This window comes from Thiomonas intermedia, assembly GCF_002028405.1.
GTDB lineage: Bacteria > Pseudomonadota > Gammaproteobacteria > Burkholderiales > Burkholderiaceae_C > Thiomonas > Thiomonas intermedia.
The window spans coordinates 2,937,937-2,955,667 of record NZ_CP020046.1 but is presented as its reverse complement, the minus strand read 5'-3'; the positions used below and the strand labels follow the sequence as shown (position 1 = coordinate 2,955,667).

The 17,731-nt window shown below is 65.9% G+C and carries 15 protein-coding genes and 2 riboswitches; of the genes, 8 read left to right on the top strand and 7 right to left on the bottom strand.

Translation table 11 applies throughout. The annotated features are described in order from the left end of the window. Positions 1-5 precede the first annotated feature (5 nt). Positions 6-1,439, bottom strand: coding sequence for a class II fumarate hydratase (fumC, locus tag BVH73_RS13805; protein ID WP_245800350.1), 1,434 nt, complete (start codon positions 1,437-1,439; stop codon positions 6-8). Positions 1,440-1,617: 178 nt separating this feature from the next. Beyond that, positions 1,618-1,689, top strand: a riboswitch (Fluoride riboswitch). Between the two features lie 42 nt (positions 1,690-1,731). On the opposite strand from fumC, the gene BVH73_RS13800 reads away from it, so the two are divergent. From BVH73_RS13800 to BVH73_RS13765, 8 genes are all read left to right on the top strand, one after another. Further along, entirely contained in the window at positions 1,732-2,676 is a 945-nt protein-coding gene (locus BVH73_RS13800; protein WP_079419584.1) for a respiratory chain complex I subunit 1 family protein, read from the top strand. Positions 2,677-2,689: 13 nt separating this feature from the next. Next, the gene (locus BVH73_RS13795; protein ID WP_079419582.1) at positions 2,690-3,370 is read left to right on the top strand and encodes a hydrogenase; all 681 of its coding nucleotides are present in this window, start codon (positions 2,690-2,692) and stop codon (positions 3,368-3,370) included. A gap of 4 nt (positions 3,371-3,374) precedes the next feature. After that, entirely contained in the window at positions 3,375-4,832 is a 1,458-nt protein-coding gene (locus BVH73_RS13790) for a proton-conducting transporter transmembrane domain-containing protein (RefSeq protein WP_079419577.1), read from the top strand. Between the two features lies 1 nt (position 4,833). After that, positions 4,834-6,432, top strand: a complete 1,599-nt coding sequence (locus BVH73_RS13785; RefSeq protein WP_079419575.1) for a hydrogenase large subunit — start codon at positions 4,834-4,836, stop codon at positions 6,430-6,432. A gap of 14 nt (positions 6,433-6,446) precedes the next feature. Further along, a complete protein-coding gene (locus BVH73_RS13780) occupies positions 6,447-7,274 on the top strand; it encodes an NADH-quinone oxidoreductase subunit B family protein (protein ID WP_079419573.1) in 828 nt (275 codons plus the stop codon). Beyond that, a complete protein-coding gene (locus tag BVH73_RS13775) occupies positions 7,261-9,276 on the top strand; it encodes a proton-conducting transporter transmembrane domain-containing protein (RefSeq protein WP_079419571.1) in 2,016 nt (671 codons plus the stop codon). Before BVH73_RS13780 ends, BVH73_RS13775 begins: the two co-directional genes overlap by 14 nt. A 111-nt stretch (positions 9,277-9,387) precedes the next feature. Further along, positions 9,388-9,771 (top strand): fluoride efflux transporter CrcB, encoded by a 384-nt coding sequence (crcB, locus tag BVH73_RS13770; RefSeq protein WP_079419569.1) that lies wholly within the window; start codon positions 9,388-9,390, stop codon positions 9,769-9,771. Further along, the gene (locus BVH73_RS13765) at positions 9,768-10,094 is read left to right on the top strand and encodes a DUF190 domain-containing protein (protein ID WP_079419567.1); all 327 of its coding nucleotides are present in this window, start codon (positions 9,768-9,770) and stop codon (positions 10,092-10,094) included. Before crcB ends, BVH73_RS13765 begins: the two co-directional genes overlap by 4 nt. An 80-nt stretch (positions 10,095-10,174) precedes the next feature. Here BVH73_RS13765 and BVH73_RS13760 read toward each other — a convergent pair whose 3' ends face one another. The 6 genes from BVH73_RS13760 to ppx form a co-directional block, all read right to left on the bottom strand. Further along, complete coding sequence (locus BVH73_RS13760) at positions 10,175-11,689, bottom strand: MutS-related protein (RefSeq protein ID WP_079419565.1); 1,515 nt, start codon at positions 11,687-11,689, stop codon at positions 10,175-10,177. Further along, complete coding sequence (locus BVH73_RS13755) at positions 11,686-13,302, bottom strand: MutS-related protein (RefSeq protein ID WP_079419563.1); 1,617 nt, start codon at positions 13,300-13,302, stop codon at positions 11,686-11,688. Before BVH73_RS13755 ends, BVH73_RS13760 begins: the two co-directional genes overlap by 4 nt. Before the next feature lie 17 nt (positions 13,303-13,319). Beyond that, the gene (locus BVH73_RS13750) at positions 13,320-14,666 is read right to left on the bottom strand and encodes a class I SAM-dependent methyltransferase (protein ID WP_079419561.1); all 1,347 of its coding nucleotides are present in this window, start codon (positions 14,664-14,666) and stop codon (positions 13,320-13,322) included. Positions 14,667-14,890: 224 nt separating this feature from the next. Then, a riboswitch (Fluoride riboswitch) is annotated at positions 14,891-14,965 on the bottom strand. 88 nt (positions 14,966-15,053) lie between these two features. Next, positions 15,054-15,434: an HIT family protein gene (locus tag BVH73_RS13745; protein ID WP_079419559.1), complete on the bottom strand. Its 381-nt coding sequence runs from the start codon at positions 15,432-15,434 to the stop codon at positions 15,054-15,056. Further along, positions 15,431-16,048, bottom strand: coding sequence for a histidine phosphatase family protein (locus tag BVH73_RS13740; protein WP_079419557.1), 618 nt, complete (start codon positions 16,046-16,048; stop codon positions 15,431-15,433). The genes BVH73_RS13745 and BVH73_RS13740 overlap by 4 nt, the downstream gene beginning before the upstream one ends. Before the next feature lie 73 nt (positions 16,049-16,121). Beyond that, on the bottom strand, positions 16,122-17,657 hold the full coding sequence (gene ppx, locus BVH73_RS13735) for an exopolyphosphatase (RefSeq protein ID WP_079419555.1): 1,536 nt from the start codon (positions 17,655-17,657) through the stop codon (positions 16,122-16,124). Between the last annotated feature and the right edge of the window lie 74 nt (positions 17,658-17,731).

Below are 17,731 nucleotides of genomic sequence, written 5' to 3'. Positions count from 1 at the left end.
CGGCCTCACTCCGCGTTGCGCACCATGCTCTGCGGTCGCACCCAGCGGTCGTAGTCTTCGGCACTCACCGAGCCCGAAGCCAGCGCGGCTTCGCGCAGAGTGATGCCATGATGATGCGCCGACTTGGCGATGGCCGCGGCCTGGTCGTAGCCGATATGCGGTGCCAGCGCGGTCACCAACATCAGCGAGCGCTGCATCAACTCGGCAATACGCGGCCGGTCGGCCTCGATGCCGCGCGCCAGGTGGTGATCGAAACTGGTCATCGCATCGGTGAGCAGACGCAGGCTCTGCAGCACGTTGTGCGCGATCAGGGGCTTGAACACATTGAGTTCGAAATTGCCCGAGGCTCCGCCAATGTTGATGGCCACATCGTTGCCGAACACCTGGGCGCACACCATGGTGAGCGCCTCGCATTGCGTGGGGTTGACCTTGCCGGGCATGATGGAGCTGCCCGGCTCGTTCTCGGGAATGCGGATCTCGCCCAGGCCGCTGCGCGGTCCGGAGGCCAGCCAGCGCACATCGTTGGCGATTTTCATCAGCGCGGCGGCCAAGGTCTTGAACGCCCCATGCAGAAACAGCAAGGCTTCGTGCCCCGCCAGCGCGGCGAATTTGTTCTCGGCACTGATGAACGGCAATCCGGTCTGCCGTGCCAGTTCGGTGGCCACGCGCACACCGAACGAGGCATGGGTGTTGAGCCCGGTGCCCACGGCGGTGCCGCCCACGGCCAGGGCATAGACCGGCCCCAGCGCCGCGTCGATTGCGCGACGCGAGAGATCGAGCTGGGCCACATAGCCCGAGAACTCCTGCCCCAGGGTGAGCGGCGTGGCGTCCTGCAGGTGGGTGCGGCCGATTTTCACGATTTCGGCAAACGCATCGGCCTTGCTCTGCAGGGTGGTCCGCAGGGCGATGAGGGCGGGCAGCAGATACTGAGCCGTCTGCGTCGCGGCGGCCACATGCATGGCCGTGGGGAAGATGTCGTTGGACGACTGCCCCTTGTTGACCTGATCGTTCGGATGCACATTGCGCGCCAGACCCACGCTGGCACCGAGCAGCACCGAAGCCCGGTTGGCCAGCACTTCGTTCATGTTCATATTGGTCTGCGTCCCCGAGCCGGTCTGCCACACCGACAGCGGGAACTCGCCCGGATAGCGCTCGGCGATGACCTCGTCGGCCGCTTCGATGATGGCCTGCGCGGTGCGCAGATCGAGCTTGCCCAGTTCGGCGTTGACCCCGGCGCACGCGCGCTTGACCAAGGCCAGCGCGCGGATGAACTCCCGCGGCATCTGCTCGGTGGAAATGGCGAAATGCTGCAGCGAGCGCTGCGTCTGCGCGCCCCACAGATGCGCCTCGGACACTTCGATGGGGCCGAAGGAATCCGTCTCGATCCGCATGCCCGCACCGGGTTCGAGGTCCGGCTGCGCGCCAGTCGCTTGGTTCATGGGTCTTCTCCCGCTTGTTTTCCCGATGTTGTAGTGCCTGCGGCGCAACCTTGCCACCGACGCAGTTGTGACCGCTTCATTCCATGGTCGGCGATGCGTCATGCCTCGTCATGCTGTTTGCACCTGGATACTGATGTCAGCTTGACCCGCCTTGGCCCGAACTCCTAGACTGGTCCCCAAGAACAAAGGCGATGGAGTTCGCCCAAACCGCGCGGGTCCGCTGCCCGAAGCTGATGACTCCTACCTGCCGCAAGCCGCTGTGCCGACTTGCGAATCACGACAGGGAGGAACCATGCGCGGTGACGTCATCTTGCAGCAAGTGTGTCAGGTCCTGGCCATCGCGCTGCTCTCTCCGTTGCTGCACGGCTTCATCGCCGCGATGGAAGAGAAGGTGCAGCGAGGCTATGGCCCCAGCCTCTTTCAGCCCTACCGCGATCTGTTCAAGCTGTTCCGCAAGGAAATCGTGGTGCCCCAGACTGCGTCATGGGTGTTCTGGGCCGCGCCGGTGGTGGCCTTCGCGTGCATGCTCACGGTGCCCTTCCTCATCCCGGTGCTGACCAACTATCCGCTGCCCTTGTCCGACATGGGCGACATTCTTGGCGGTGGTCTCATCCTCACCCTGGGCGGCTTCGCCATCCTGCTCGCCGGGCTGGACAGCGGCCACCCCTACGGCGGCCTGGGCTCCAGCAGGGAGGCCATGCTCGCCATCCTCGCCGAGCCCACGCTGATCATGGTGTTCGTCGGCATCACCCTGCTGGCGCAGGCCATGCTGCCCTTCGTCGTCAACCATCTGCTGGTGGCGCAGCCGGCGGTGTTCTGGAGTCCGGCCCATCTGTTCCTGGTGGCGGCCTTCTTCATTCTGCTGACGGTGGAGACCGAGCGCCTGCCGATCCATTCGAGCATCCACTACGAGATCTACATGATCGGCGAGGCCCGCATCCTCGAATACTCCGGCCCGCTGCTGGCGCTGCTGAAGTGGGCCTCCTGGATGAAGCAGGCCATTCTCTACACCATCTTTCTCAACGTGCTCACCCTGCCCTGGGGGTTGTCGATCGAGGGCACGGCGCTGGGCATTCTGGGCGCCACCGTGGCGCTGATGGCCAAGTGGGCCGTTGTGGGTCTGATCATGGTGTTCGTGGACACCGCGCAGTCGCGCCTGCGCTTCTACCGCTATCAGGAGCCGCTGGCGCTGTCCTTCCTGATGGCGATTCTCGCCATCGTGGCGCGGCAAGTGTGAGGAGCCGGGTGCCATGCTGATCTTTCACCTCGGCGGCGTGCAGGCCTCGCTGTTCAGCCTGCTGACCATCATCGCCCTCATCCTGGCGTTCGTCATGCTGGGCTCGCACTGGATCAAGAATCACATCCTGGCCTTCGCCGCGGAGTCCTGGGTGATTGCGGCGCTGTCGGCGGCCATCGGCCTCAGTGGACATTACCCCGAGCTGGTCTTCATCGCGGCGCTCACGGCGCTGTTCCGCGGCACGCTGCTGCCCTATCTGCTCGTGCGCATCGTCAACGGCCTGGGGCAGAACCGCGAGTTCACCCCGTTGCTGCAACCGGCGTCGAGCGTGGTGCTCGGCGGCTTTCTGGTGCTGTTTTCCTACGCCGTGGCCGAGAAGTTGGGCGTGCGCATGAATCTGATGGACAGCATCGCGGTGCTCGCGCTCACGGCCATGTTCTCGCTCAAGCTCATCGGTTTTCTCATGCTGGTGCTACGGGCCGAGGCGGTGAGTTCCATCCTCGGCCTGCTCGTGATCGAGAACGGCATCTTCCTCGGCTCGCAGATTCTGGTGCCGGGCATGCCCCTGCTGCTGGAAATGGTGATCCTGTTCGACCTGCTGATCATCGTCTCGACGTTCGGCATGCTGATTCGCTACCTGCACAAGGAAGTGGGCTCGACCAGCAGCCGCGACCTCACAAGGCTGGTGGGGTGAAGCCATGATCTGGAATGTCCTGTATGCCATCTGGATCATCACCGCGCTGGCCATGGTGGGCAGCTGGATCTCGCGCCGCAGCCGTGTGGCCGAGGGGCTCAATCTCGCCGCGGCGGTGATCGACTTCGTGCTGGTCGTCGTGCTGCTCATCGCCACGCCGGGCCACCCGATCACCGCGTTGAACCACTATTTGCTGCTCGACGACTTCGGCGTATGGGTGATGTTCTGCCTGGCCATCGTCTACCTGCTGGCCAGCCTCTACGCCATCGGCTATATGCGCTGGATGCACGGCGAAGAGACGCGGCTGCACCGCTTCTACGCGCTGTTCGCGGCGTTTGCACTGACCATGTTCTTCGCCCCGGCGCAGAACAACCCCGGGCTTTACTGGATCGCCATCGATCTCACCACCATCGTCAGCGCCTTCCTGGTGGGCTTTCAGCGTGCGCCCGAAAGCATCGAGGCGGCGTGGAAATACATCGTCATCGTCTCCGCCGGCCTCGGCCTGGCGCTGCTGGGCACGGTGCTGTTTTACTGGGCCGGCACTTTCATTCTCGGCCCGGTGTACGACATGACCTGGGCCAATCTCGCGCTCGTCGCGCCCAAGGCCGAGCCGCTGTTGTTGCTGCTGGCCTTCCTGCTGGTGCTGGTGGGTTTCGGCACCAAGGTGGGCCTGGCGCCGATGCACACCTGGCTGCCCGACGCGCACAGCGAAGGCCCGGCCCCGGTGTCGGCCATGCTGTCGGGCGCCTTGCTCAACTGCGCCATGCTGGGCATCGTGCGCTATCTGCAGATCATCGAACACACCACGATCGAGGCTACGGCGCGCACCGCGCTGGTGGTGCTGGGGGCCTTCAGCCTGCTGGTGGCGGCGCTGTTCATCAGCCGACAGACCATCATCAAGCGCCTGGCCGCGTATTCGAGCGTGGAGCACATGGGCGTGATCGCGCTGGGCTTCGGCTTCGGCGGACCGCTGGGCGTGATCGGCGCGCTCTATCACATGCTCAATCACTCGCTGACCAAATCGCTGGTGTTCTTCGGCGCCGGCAACATGATGCATGCCTATGAGAGCAAGGAGATCGCCCGGATTCGCCGCGTGCTGCGCTTTTTCCCGCGTAGCGGCGCGCTCTGGCTGGCCGGCGCGGTGGCCATCACAGGGGCGCCGCCGTTCGGGCTGTTTCTGTCGGAGCTCACCATCCTGCGCGGCGGCATGCAGAGCGCCAACCCCTGGGCGGTGTGGTGGATGGCGGTGCTGCTCATCGTCATCTTCATCGGCTTTCTCAACCACTTCCGCGCCATGTTCTTCGGGCCCCGGCCGGAGCATGCGCCGCATCTGAAACTCAGGTTCGTGCATGTGGCGCCCATGGCCGTGGCGCTGGCCGCCATCCTGCTGCTGGGCCTGTGGTGGCTGCCGCCGATCTGGGCCCATCTGGCGGCCATCGCCACGCAACTGGGAGGAGTGTGAGATGCGCCATTGCGATACTGCGCGACTGGATCCGCCCGACCTGCTGCCCGCAGCCGACGGCCTGCTGACCGAACTGGGCGACTCGCCCAGCGCCCACGGCCGCATGCAGATGGCCTATGCCTGCGGCTGTGCCGAAGGCGGCATGGACGTGATCTACATCAGCAGCGCCCCCACGCCGCCGCAGGCGTCGCCCGCCCCCCAAGGGAGCGAGCGGACCTTGGGGCGGCCCGGCGGCTTGCTCAGCCAGGGCGCCAATCGTCCCTACAAGCTCTGGCGCGTGCGGCCCGACAGCCACACTCTGCCCTCGCTGGCGAACAAGCTGCCGCTGCTGGGCTGGTACGAGCGCGAAATGATGGATCTGTACGGCCTGCGCTTCGACGGTCACCCCGAGCCCAACCCGCTGGTGCTGCACGAAGGCATGCCGCGCGAACCCGCGCCGCTGGCCGCGCACTTCGACGTGAACGCCGCCGCGCTCGACTTCTCGCCGCAGCCGCCCATCGTGCCCCAGGTGCTCGGGCCGGACATCCAGCGCCTGCCGTTCGGGCCGGTGCGGGCCGACATTGTCGAGTCGGCACAGTTCCTGTTCTTCTATATCGGCGAGGGCATCCTGCACTATCACCCGCGGCTGTTCTACAAGCACCGGGCCATGGAGGCGCGCTTCCAGGGTGTCGCGCTGGCGGCGGGCGCGGTACTGGCCGAACGCGTGAGCGGCATCGACTCCGTGGCGCACGCGCTGGCCTATGCGCAGGCGGTGGAGGGGGCGATGGGTTGGCGCGCGCCCGCCCGCGCACGCTATCTGCGCGTCATCCTGGCCGAGCTGGAGCGTCTGTACAACCATCTGCACTACCTCGGTCATCTGTCCAAGACCACGACGCTCAAGGTCGGCGAGGCCGAGGGGCATCTGCTCGAAGAGCGAATCAAGCAGATCAACGCCCGGCTGACCGGCAGCCGCTTTCTGCGCGGCCTCGTCACGCCGGGCGGCCTGCGCCGCGATCTCGACATCTCCGGGCTGGACAAGGCGCTCGACGCCATCAACGACGAGATCGACCGCTACCTGGTGCGCCTGGAGTCCACCCGCAGCCATCTCGACCGGCTGATGGCCACCGGCATCCTGCCCCGCCAGGTGGCATTCGACCAGGGCGCCACCGGCCCGATCGAGCGCGCCAGCGATCTCGACCGCGACCTGCGGCGCGACCATCCCTATGCCCATTACGAGAAGGTGCGCTTCTCGATTCCGGTGCAGCAGGGCGGCGACGCCCACGCGCGTTCGCTCGTGCGCATGGAAGAAATCCGCGAATCGCTGGCCATCATCCGCCAGACCATCGGCCGCACCAAACCGGGCGACGTACTGCGCCTGGACGTGATGGAAGACCCCGACCCGCAGGGCGAAGGCCTGGGCTGGGTGGAAGCCGCCCGCGGCGGTCTGCTCTACGCCGTGCATCTCAGCGAAGACCGCACGCGGCTGCTGCGCGTGAAGATCAAAGAGCCGTCGTTCTCGAACTGGCGGGTGTTTCCGTTCACGGTGGAGGACAGCAACATGATGGATTACGCCATCAACGAAGCCAGCTTCGGCCTGTCCATCGCGGGCGCCGATCGCTGAGAAGGAGAACGACCATGCCTGTCTGGACCTGGTTTGGCCTCCAAAAAGGCCGCGCCACCACACCCTGGCCCGAGCACCCCGGCCCCGATGGGCAGGAAGGCGTGCTCGGCCTGCCGCGATTCGACGCCGCGCGCTGTTCGAGCGCGCAGACCGGCTGTACCGACTGCGTGGCGGCCTGTCCCGCCTCGGCCATCTCCGCCAACGCGGCAGGGGCGGTGCGGGTCGACTACGCCCGCTGCGTGGGCTGCCAGCTCTGCACCGAAGTCTGCCCGGAAGGTGCGTTCACCGTCAGTCACGACTGGGCCTTCGGCGTGCGCGACAAGGCCGATCTGGTGAACCGTGGCAACGCCATCGTTCCGACCGCAACACCGCAAACCGCCAACGAGGCCGAGCTGGCGCAGGAACTCAAGGCCTTCGGCAAGAGCCTGCACATCCGCCATGTGGACGCCGGTTCGTGCAACGGCTGCGAAAGCGAACTGCAGGCCCTGCTCAACCCGTTTTACAACCTGCACCGTCTGGGCCTTTTCTTCACGCCCTCGCCGCGTTTTGCCGACCTGCTGCTGGTCACCGGCCCGGTGACCGCGGCGATGCGCGAGCCGCTGCTGCGCACCTACGAAGCCATGCCGCAACCGCGCTGGGTCATGGCGGTGGGCACTTGCGCCACGAGTGGCGGCGTCAGCGGCGGCGGCTATGCCTGCCATCAGGGGCTGCAGGGCATCCTCCCCGTGGATGTGTGGCTGCCGGGTTGCCCGCCCAATCCCGCCGCACTGATCGAGGCGCTGCTTCTGCTGCTGCGGCGGCGTTCCCAACGGGTACACGGAGGCCAGTATGAATCTGCCTGATGGCATCGCCAGCTTCCTTGCCCTCACCGCCTTCGGTCTGGCCGCTGCTTGCTGGGTGCTGGCGCTGCTGGCCGATCTGTTCCTCGGCTCGGCACTGCCACGCGGGCTGCTGGCACTCGGCTGCGTTCTGGCAGCCGTGGGCGCGTTGTGGGGCCTGCCTTCCGGCAGCGTCGGCCAGACGGTGCTGGTGCTCGGCGATGCCGCGGTGGTGTTCCATCCCGATGCCGCCGCGCTGTGGCTCATGCTGCCCGCGCTGCTGCCCGCCTTCTTCGCCAGCCTGCTCGGCGGCACGGCACACACTCGCGGCTGGGCCGCGGGCGCGGCTCTGTCGCTGCTGGGCGCGCTGGGGGTTTACGGCCTGCAGGACGGCGCGAGCTTTCTCATCGCCTGGGAGGTGATGGGATTCGGCGGCGCGCTCATGCTGCTGGCCGACCACCGCAGCGTGCAGGCCGGCCATGACAACCTGTTCATGCTCGCCCTGCTTGAAGTGGGCGGCGTGGCGCTGCTGCTGGCGGTGCTCATGCTCGGCCAGAGTCTGGCCTTCGGCACTTACGCGCTTCAGTGGACACAATGGGGGGTGGCCTCCGCCTTTTTCCTCGGGCTGCTGTGGCTGGTGGGCTTTGGCGCCAAGCTCGGGCTGCTGCCGTTCTACGAGTGGTATCCAGGCGCCTACGGCAGCGGCGGTGGCGCCAGCGGCGCGCTGATGTCGGGCGTGGTGATGAACGCAGCCTACTTCGCCCTCGGCCGCGCCCTGCTGCAATGGATGGGCAACCCGCCCTGGCTCGCCGACTTCGGTGTGGTGGTGCTCATCGTGGGCACGTTCACCGCCATTCTTGCCATCCTCTACGCCTTCCAGCAGAGCGACTGGCGGCGGCTGCTGGCGTTTTCATCCGCCGAAAATGCCGGCGTGGCCGTCACGGCGCTGGGAGCCGCCCTCGTCTTTCGCGCCGGGGGCGAAGACATGCTCTCGGCCCTGGCCTGGACGGTGGGCATGCTGCACCTCATGGGCCACAGCCTGGCCAAAGGCACACTGTTCCTCAGCGCCGATGCGGCGGCCGCGCTGCAGGGCAATCATCATCTGCGGCAGAGCGCCATCCTGCGTCATGCGCCGCTCACCCTCGGCCTGGGCGCGGTATTCGGCGCCATGAGCCTGGCGGCCATGCCGCCCACGGCCGGCTTCGTCAGCGAGTGGTATCTGTTCCAGAGCCTGTTCCACGATTTCACGCTCAAGACCGATGGCTCGCGCATCGCCCTGGCGCTGGCCGGTGCCGGCATGGCACTGACGGCGGCCATCGCGCTGGCGACCATGGTCAAGGTGTTCGGGGTGGGACTGCTGGGGCAGAACGAAGCCCACACTGCGCATCACCGCAAACACCAGGCCACGCTCACGCCCCTGCAGCGCTGGTCGATACTCATCACCGGGCTGGCCGTGCCCGCGTTCGCGGTGAGCCTGGTGTTCTGGCTGCCCGAGATGGGAGCCGCGGCCTGGACCGCGACGCAAACACCGGGGCAGATGACGCATGACGGCTTGCTGGTGCCGCTGTCGGCCGGGTTCGCCTTCATCTCGCCCACGATGCTGGTGATCGTCGTACCGCTGCTGGCGCTCATTCCGCTGGCGCTGGTGTGGGGTCGCAGGCGCTTTCCTGTGCGCCGCGCGCCGCTGTGGTGCGGCGGCGAAGACTACGCCGCCCATGCCGGAGCGACGACGGCGCTGTCGTTTTCCAACGCGCTGCGGGTGTTCTACAACTTCGTTTACCGTCCGCGCAACGCCGTGGCGCGGCAGTTCGAAGGCAAGCCGTATTTCCTGAAAGAATTGCAGTTCGACTATTCGCAGGCGCCGTTGTTCGGCCCGCTGCTGTTCACGCCCTCGGTCAACGCGGTGCAATGGCTGGCGCGCAGGCTGCGCTTCCTGCAGAACGGTCTGATGAACGCCTACCTGGCCTATATCGGCATTCTGCTGGTCGTGATCTTCGGCCTGGTGCTGGTATGGCCAACCGGCTGAGCGCACGGGAAGACTACAGGGAGACCGCAACACGACTTCATCGCCATAACGACCTGACCGGCCGCCTCCGCGCGGCAGCTTCTTCACTTCCAACCTTTTTGGATGTACCGAATGACCTACGTTTTCATCGCCATCTTCGCCATCATCGGCGCGTTCGCGCGCTACGGCCAGAGCATCGTCGTTCAAAGCGTGCTGGGGCGCTCCTTCCCCTTTGCCACGCTGTCGATCAACATTCTCGGTTCGTTCCTGATGGGCTTCCTGTTCTTTGAAACCCTGGAGCGCATCAACCTCAGCCCTGAACTGCGTACCGGCATTCTCACGGGCGGCCTGGGGGCCTACACCACCTTCTCGACCTTTTCGCTGGAATCACTCAATCTGATCGAGAACGGCGAGATGGTGAAAGCCGGGCTGTACATCGGCGCCTCCGTGGTGCTGTCCATCGCGGCCGCCATCTTCGGCGCCTATCTGTCACGCAATATGGGAGTCTCGACATGAGCACCAAATCCGTCACCATGGTTCGCATCTACATCAAGGAGGGCGACAAGGACATCGATCACCACGACCTCATGCGCAGCCTCTTCAAACTCTTGCACGAACAGCACAAGGTGCACGGCGTCACGGTGTTCCGCGGCGTGGCCGGTTTTGGCAGCAAGGGCGAAGTGCATGCCGACGATCTGCTTCGGCTCAACGTCCACCTGCCGCTGGTGCTGGAGTTTTTCGACGAACCGGAAGTCGTCGAGTCCGTGCTGCCACGCATTCAGGAGATGGTGCCGACAGGACACGTGGTGTCCTGGTCTGCGCAGTGCGGCTGTAACTGATGCCGGCTTGATGGCGGCTGCGCCGACCCACTCCTCGCCCTGCGCCACACAACACCGGGCACGTTCTGGATCAGGTCGTTTCAGTCGGCGCCGGTCCCGAACACCTCGCCGTACAGATCGGCACCAAAGCTGGTCTGCAGCGCCTCTCCGGCTTCGAGTTTGAAGCTGCGACTGCCATCGTCCCGACGCCCGGCGCGCAGCATCAGCACCTGTTCGGCGTGCTGCTGCGGCAGGCGCCGGGCCGCCTCGAACAGATGCGTGACGAGCGCCACTTTGATGCCGCGCTGGCGTAGAGCATCGGCGACCTGCAGCAACAGTTCGGAGCCCTCGCGCTCATTGGTCGAGGCGAAGGATTCATTCGACAGCCACAACGCGCCCGGCCGGATGAGCTCGGCGATCCCGCGCATGCGGGCGAGTTCTTCATCGAGTTTGCCGCCCTGCAGACCGGCGTCTTCCTCGCGCTTGTAGTGGGTAAAAAGGCCGCTGGCGAGTTCCCCGGCATAGCGCTCGGCAGCCACGAACATGCCCGCATGCAGCATGAGCTGCGCCAGCCCGACCGAACGCAGGAAGGTGGACTTTCCGCCCTGGTTCGCGCCGGTAACAGCCACCATGTTCCTGCCCTTCGCCGCCAGCACATTGCTGACGGGTGCGCGCTGCAAGGTGAGCGCGAGCGTGGGATCGCACAGCGCCTGCGCCTCAAGCCGCAGGCTGCCCATGGGATGACACTCGGGCAGGCATCGCGCCACGCCAAGTTCGCTCAGCGTGCCGTGCAGGTTGAGACAGGCGACGTAAAACCCGAGTTCGGCGCGCAGCAGCTCAAAGAAACTCAACACATGGTCGGTGGCCTGCGCCATCGCGCTGGCGACATCGTTGATGCCGCGATCCACCAGTTCGGACAGGGCCTGGGCGCCGGCCTCATCGCGCTCGGCCAGCCGAAAGGTGTATTGCGGCGGGGTCTGATGCAGCAGACGTGCGAGCCAGCCGGGGCGGCTGCCGTTGCCCGCGTGAAGCACATAGCCGCTTCCCGCATTGCCCGGTCCCAGCCCGGCACTGAGGAGCACGCCGTGGCGAAAGCGCAGCGTTTCCAGATGCTCTTGCACGGCGTCGAAATAGTCATCGTCGATGTCGCGCTGCAGGCATGCGAACAGGGTGCTGAAGGCTTCCGAACGGAAACTGCCAGCCAGGCTGTCGGCCTGCTGGCGCAGACGGCGCAGGTACTGCACGAAGGTCTGCAGCAGTTCCACCGCACCGCGCAGATTGAAGCTGGGATAGCGCCCGAACAGCCCCATGCCGAACAGGTGCTTCTTGCGGCTTTCGATGGCTTCGACGACCAGGCCGTAGAGCGCCCGCACCTGCTCGGGATGGTCGAGCGCATCACGCACTGCGGCCTGCCGATAAGCGATGACGCGGCCATCGCCCGCGCCGCAAGCCGCCATCAGGGTGCGCGCGGCGACATCGAGCAGAAAGGCGTCGTCCTGGGCCATGGCGGCCAGGAGGGTATCGACCTCCAGGTCTTGCGCCACGGCGGGCCATTGCGGCGGCGGATCGGCCTTGAGATCGACATCGCGATCGGGATACAGCAGATGGGCCTTCATGCGGGAATTCGCTCCAGCAATTGCTGCCGCGTGACGCCGAACTTCTGCGCCAGCGCCATGGCGTACGACTGGCCATCGGCCGCGCGGCGCACCACCTTGAAGGTGCGCAGGGTCGGATCGTGCGCATCGACGGCGCCCACCATGCTCACCGTATGTGCATCGAAAGTGGAAAGCTCGTCGAGGAAGGTGACGAACACGCAGGCCGCGCCGATGGCCGAGAGCTGCGCCATGATGCGCCGCGCCAGCCACAGCGCGTCATCGAGGGTGGTGGACGAAAAGATCTCGTTCATCAGCACCAGGCTGCGGGGCGTGGCTGCCGTGAGGATGTGATGCATGCGCACCAGATCGTCCTGCAGCTTGCCGCGCTGGCTGCTGATGTCCTCCACTCGCTCGAAGTGGGTGAACATCTGGTCGCACAGCAGCAGCGTGGCGCTGCGCGCCGCCACCGTCAGGCCCAGTGCGGCGAGGTGATGCAACTGTCCGAAGGTGCGGGCCAGCGTGGTCTTGCCGCCGTGGTTGGGCCCGGTGACCACGATCATGCGCTCGTCACCCTGCAGCGCCACGTCGTTGCACACCACCGCAACCTGCCCGTCCAGACATTGCCAGGCCAGCGCCATGTCGAAGGCCTCGCCAGCGTCGATAGTCCCCTGCTCGGGCGTCAGCTCGGGAAAGCACACAGCCAGCCCGCCCCGCTCGAAACGCTGGGTGTAGTCGATCCAGCACAGATACCACGCCAGCTCCCGGTCGAGTCGCAGCAGTCGAGCATCGGCAAAGGTCTGCTGGGCCTCGCAGAACTGCGCCAGACGCCCGAAGACCTCGGGATGCAGCATGGCCACGCGGTCGAGGATCTGCCCTTCCACCGGGTTGAGCCCGGACCCCGGCGTGAACTGCACCCGGTAGTCCTTGACCTCGCCTTGACGAAAGCGGGAGAACGCTTCAGCGACGGTGACGCTGTAATCGGGCTCGTGCGGGTCTTGCAGCACCGACACGGTCGTGCCGTCGATGCGCACGGCGTAGCGCAGTTGGGCCATCGCATCGATCAGGGCCCGCGCTTCACTCGTTCGCGCCGTCTGCTCGGCTGAGGTCTGCAGCGCGGCGGCATGCTCGCGCAAGGCCTGCAGCGCCTGCGACGGCAGTTCGGCTGCGGCCAGCATGCCCTGCAGGGCGTCGAGCGTCTGACCGTAGATCAGCACTGCGTCCACGAACCAGCGCTGCCCTTCGATGGCGTTGAACGCCTTCTCGCTGCGCCGCAGCGACTCGCGCATGCGGCGCATGCCCTGCTGAAACGCCTGCATCCCCTTGTTCACAGACGCCTGCTGCAGATCGCGCAGCGCCGCCTGGCGGTACTGCACCACGCTTGCGTCGTGCAGCGGCGTGCCAAACAACGCCTGCAGCAAAGACAGGACCTCGGCGCGGAACGGCGCTTCGTCATCGGTGCGGTTGACCACATACAGCGCGGGCTTCTCACGCGGCATGAAGCCGCCGTAAGCCGCCGTGAACACCGCATCGAGAAACAGATCGTGAAACACGTCGCGCAGATCGGGGCGCGGCCCCGCGGGCTCATGCGCCTCGTTGGGAAAGACGATGCTGTGGAACCCTGGGGCTGCCGTCATGCCAGCACCCCTCGGGCTCAAAGCGGCTGCGATTCCGCCGCGGCGGAAGGCGCTGCGGACGATGCAGCGTCTGCCTTGCCTGCGTATTGATACGCCCGCGTGAAGGGGTACTCGCTCTGCCGCGCGCGCAGCACCCGGTTGCAGTCCACCCGTTCTTCCACCAGGCCATTGGGCCGACTGCCCAGCATCTGGAACAGCGAGATCCAGCCCTGTTCGAAGCCCATGGCCGAACCCGCGAGGTACAGGCGGTAGGCGCGCAGCGTCTTCTCGGCCTTGTCGCCCAGCACGCGGCGGGCTTCGTCGAGATGACCTTCGAGCCCGTCCACCCAGTACCACAGGGTCTTGGCGTAATGCGGCCGCAGGCATTCCATGTCCAGCGGCTCAAGGCCGCCGCGGGTCATGGTTTCGGCCATCACGCTGACGTGCACGAGCTGCCCGCCGGGGAAGATGTATTTTTCGATGAAGTCGCCCATGCCGCCGGCAAGCTGGCTGTTGTCCACGCCGCCGGCGGTAATGCCGTGGTTCAGCACCAGCCCGCCCGGCTTGAGCAGACGGCGGATCTTGTCGAAATACAGCGGCAGATTGGGACGGCCCACATGCTCGCACATGCCCACCGAGGCCACTTTGTCGAACGGCTGCGACTCATCGACGTCGCGGTAATCCTGCAGCAGCATGCGCACCCGGCCCTGCAGCCCCTTCTCGACAATCAACCGGTTCACATGGTTGTATTGGTTCTTCGACAGGGTGATGCCGGTGGCGTCCACGCCGTAGTGCTCCGCAGCCCACAGCAGCAGCCCGCCCCAGCCCGCGCCGATGTCGATGAAACGCTCGCCCGGCTTGAGCATGAGCTTGGTGCAGATGTGGTCGAGCTTGGCCTCTTGAGCCTGCGCCAGCGTCATGGAGGGCTGGGCGAAATACGCGCATGAATACACCCGGCGCGGATCGAGCCACAGCGCATAGAAGTCATCGGACACGTCGTAATGGCTCTGGATCTGCGCGGCATCTCTTTCGCGGGAGTGGTGGCTGTGCTCCCACAGGGTGCGGCGCAACTGGTGCCAGATGCGCGCGGTGGCGGCCGACGGCTCCTTGCGCGGATCGTCGTCGAGCAGCACAGGCGCGATGCGCATGAGATCGCGCAGGCTGCCGAAGATGTCCACCAGACCCTCCACGTAGTCTTCGGCGAGCTTGCCGATCTGCCCCGTGGTGATGTGCCACAGCGCCCGCTTGTCGCGCAGCCGCATTTCAATCTGCGCATTGCTCGGTCCGACACGCTGGCCGCCCGGCAGTACCACACTGCACGGCAGAGGAAGGTGCGAGAGCCGCGCGTCAACCTGGCCAAGAAGAGAGGAAGGGATCGAGGGCATTCTGAACTCCTTTCAAAGTTGGGCGGGCATGAGCGCTTCCCCCTGCGCAGAGCGCAGGCGCTTCGAACAAGCGTGTGGGTGCAGAGGGGGGTGAATGAGCGCCACCCGCGAGGCGGGCGCTGCGTCTTGCGGGCACGGCAAGACACGACGAATCGATGGGTCTGATGACATCCGGGTTCCTCCCTGTGGACGCTGCCCGCTTGCAAAGGCAAGGGCCAGCACGAAGACGGGTAGGAGTCATCAGCCTGGGGCAAGGCCCTATGGGCATTTGAACGGCGAACTCCATCGCCGCTTGATGCATTCCAATTTAGGCCACGAAAGCCGCAGGGTCAATGAAAGACAGCGGTCCAGTTGCATCGAAATGCAAGCGGCCGGGTTCAGCCAGGATCAATATTTCTGCCGTGCCGGAATGACGCCGCGCACCCCGCCCAGCGGGTCGGCCATATCGCCGTCGTAGCGCGGAATCAGGTGCAGATGCACATGAAAGATGCTTTGCCCGGCGGCGCGTCCGCAGTTCACGCCAAGGTTGAAGCCGTCCGGCCGTCGCTCGCGCTGCAGAAGGCCGCGTCCGGCTGCGGCCAGCGCGAGCAGTGCCTGCTGCTCCAGCGCGGTGCAGTCGAACCAATCGGCCACATGACGAAAGGGAATCAGCAGCAGATGCCCGGGATTGACCGGGGTGCGGTCATACACCGCAAAGGCCAGATCGTTGTGCAGCACCCGGGGCATGTCCTGGCAGAACGGGCATGACGGATCGGCGCGAGTGCTCATGAAAATTCGCGCAGATGCGCCGTGTCATTGACACGCAGCAGTGTCACCTTGCCATGCCTATCGACCTCGAACACGTTGAGGCAGCAAGGCTGCTGCGTGATGCGCCAGTAGGCCGACAGCGGCAGATCGAGCACCTGCAAGAGCATGGCGCGGTTGACGCTGTCATGCCCGACCAGCACCACGGTGTGCTCCGCATGGCGCTGCATCAGGGCACGCAGCCCATCGGCGGTGCGCAACGCCAGATCCTGCAGCGATTCGCCCCCCGGAAAGCGAACCCATTGCGGCGCCGCCTTCCACAGGGCATAGGCCTGCGGGTGTGCCGACTTCACCTCGTCGTGGGTCTTCCACTGCCATTGGCCGTAGTCGAGATCGTTCACGCCGTCGAGCACCTGTGCGCTCAGGCCGCAGGCCGAAGCGATCTCGGCCCCGGTATCGCGGCAGCGCCCCATCGGGCTGGTGTAGACGGCTTGCGGCGCGAACTCGGCCGCAATGCGATGCGCCACGGCCTTGGCCTGCTGGCGTCCGAGCGCGGTGAGTTCGAGTTCCATGCGCCCGCGAAAACGCTCGGGGTGAATGCCCTCGACTTCGCCGTGCCGCGTCAGAATGATCTGCATCGTGGGCTCCTCGGATGGTGCTGTGCAGCATGTGCGGCCTCAGCACAAACCATAGGCTGCGAGGCTGGGGCGATCAAGCAAGACTGTGTAACGCGACGTTCCAGTTCAGCCGCGCCCATTCGGCCGCCTCTTGGCGCAGGCTGTATTCGGTGAGCGGATTGGCCTTGAGCCACGGCTCTGGCGCCACGATGTCCAGCGGCGGGCGAACCCCCGACAGGCTCACACCCGTGGGGTGGTAGCGAAGTTGCAGGCCGTCGAGATCGACGGCGGTACGGTTGCGCGCCAGGATGACGGCCAGGCGCAACGCCATGACGGCGTCGAGATCGAGGCTTTCCAGATCGGTGGCGCTGAGTTTTTTGAGCTTGCCGGTATGCGCCAGCACCAGTTGCGCCAGCGCGGCCTGCTCGCCACGCGAGAACCCGGGCATGTCGGCGTTGGCCGCGATGTAGGCCGAGTGCTTGTGATAGGCGCTGTGCGAAATGGACAGGCCGATTTCGTGCAGTTGCCCGGCCCAGCGCAGCAGGCGCTGCTCCGGGTCGGCGGCGTCGGGGTGCAGTTGCGCGTACAGCCGCAGCGCCAGCTCGGTCACGCGCTGCGCCTGTTGCGGGTCGGCGCCGTAGCGCTGGATGAACTGCAGCGCCGTGACTTCGCGCATGTCTTGAGCCTGCTCGCGCCCGAGCAGGTCGTAGAGCACGCCCAGGCGCAGCGCGGCATCGGTGACTTCCATCTGCTGAATGCCCAGCTCCTCGAAAACGCCCAGCATGATGGCCAGTCCGCCAGCGGCCACCGGCACACGGTCGGGCTTGAGCCCCTCCATGCGCAACTTGTTGAGATTGCCCGCCCGCACGAACGCCCGGCGCAGTTCGCGCAAGCCCTGCAGGGTGATGTCGCCCGGCTGGTCGGGCGGGTTGAAACCGCTGCCGCCGATCATGTCGGCCAGCGCGCGCGCCGTACCGCTCGACCCCACGGCGTGGTTCCAGCCGTTGCGCTTGAAGTCGGCGGCGATGATCTGGATCTCCTTGCGCGCCGCGATCTCGGCCGCGCGCATGGTGGTCTCGTCGACCTGATTGCCCGGAAAGAAGCGCTGACTCATCGACACGCAGCCGATGTAGAGCGACTCCATCATCCCCGGCTCATAGCCCTGGCCAATGATGAACTCGGTCGAACCCCCGCCGATGTCGACCACCAGACGCTTGCCCTGCACCACCGACACCGAATGCGCCGCGCCGATATAGACCAGCCGCGCCTCCTCCCGCCCGGCGATGACCTCGATCGGAAAGCCCAGCGCCGCCTGGGCTCGCTGCAGGAACTGGGGCGCATTCTTGGCCACGCGCACGGTATTGGTGGCCACGGCGCGAACGCGGTCGGGGTGAAACTGGCGCAGGCGCTCGCCGAAGCGCTGCAGGGTTTGCAGCGCGATCTGCTGCGCCGCCTCGGAGAGGTATTTCTTGTCGTCCAGCCCCGCGGCCAGGCGCACCGGCTCGCGCAGCGAATCGATGGCGTAGATCTGCACCCCCGCCGCGCTGTCCTGAGCCCTGCCGATGAGCAAGCGGAAACTGTTCGACCCGAGATCGACCGCGGCGAGATGCTGATTCATCAAAGTGGGCATAGGCGGATTGAACGTCAGTTTGATGACGGCTCGTTGAAATCTGTCATCAAGAATTCATCGGATGGTGTCATTCT

Excerpts from the sequence above, each read along its gene's own strand:
- BVH73_RS13745 (WP_079419559.1), bottom strand. The coding sequence starts at position 15,434 with ATGAGCACTCGCGCCGATCCGTCATGCCCGTTCTGCCAGGACATGCCC.
- BVH73_RS13740 (WP_079419557.1), bottom strand. The coding sequence starts at position 16,048 with ATGCAGATCATTCTGACGCGGCACGGCGAAGTCGAGGGCATTCACCCC.
- crcB (WP_079419569.1), top strand. The coding sequence starts at position 9,388 with ATGACCTACGTTTTCATCGCCATCTTCGCCATCATCGGCGCGTTCGCG.
- BVH73_RS13790 (WP_079419577.1), top strand. The coding sequence starts at position 3,375 with ATGATCTGGAATGTCCTGTATGCCATCTGGATCATCACCGCGCTGGCC.
- ppx (WP_079419555.1), bottom strand. The coding sequence starts at position 17,657 with ATGCCCACTTTGATGAATCAGCATCTCGCCGCGGTCGATCTCGGGTCG.
- fumC (WP_245800350.1), bottom strand. The coding sequence starts at position 1,439 with ATGAACCAAGCGACTGGCGCGCAGCCGGACCTCGAACCCGGTGCGGGC.
- BVH73_RS13750 (WP_079419561.1), bottom strand. The coding sequence starts at position 14,666 with ATGCCCTCGATCCCTTCCTCTCTTCTTGGCCAGGTTGACGCGCGGCTC.
- BVH73_RS13765 (WP_079419567.1), top strand. The coding sequence starts at position 9,768 with ATGAGCACCAAATCCGTCACCATGGTTCGCATCTACATCAAGGAGGGC.
- BVH73_RS13775 (WP_079419571.1), top strand. The coding sequence starts at position 7,261 with ATGAATCTGCCTGATGGCATCGCCAGCTTCCTTGCCCTCACCGCCTTC.
- BVH73_RS13755 (WP_079419563.1), bottom strand. The coding sequence starts at position 13,302 with ATGACGGCAGCCCCAGGGTTCCACAGCATCGTCTTTCCCAACGAGGCG.
- BVH73_RS13795 (WP_079419582.1), top strand. The coding sequence starts at position 2,690 with ATGCTGATCTTTCACCTCGGCGGCGTGCAGGCCTCGCTGTTCAGCCTG.
- BVH73_RS13760 (WP_079419565.1), bottom strand. The coding sequence starts at position 11,689 with ATGAAGGCCCATCTGCTGTATCCCGATCGCGATGTCGATCTCAAGGCC.
- BVH73_RS13780 (WP_079419573.1), top strand. The coding sequence starts at position 6,447 with ATGCCTGTCTGGACCTGGTTTGGCCTCCAAAAAGGCCGCGCCACCACA.
- BVH73_RS13785 (WP_079419575.1), top strand. The coding sequence starts at position 4,834 with ATGCGCCATTGCGATACTGCGCGACTGGATCCGCCCGACCTGCTGCCC.
- BVH73_RS13800 (WP_079419584.1), top strand. The coding sequence starts at position 1,732 with ATGCGCGGTGACGTCATCTTGCAGCAAGTGTGTCAGGTCCTGGCCATC.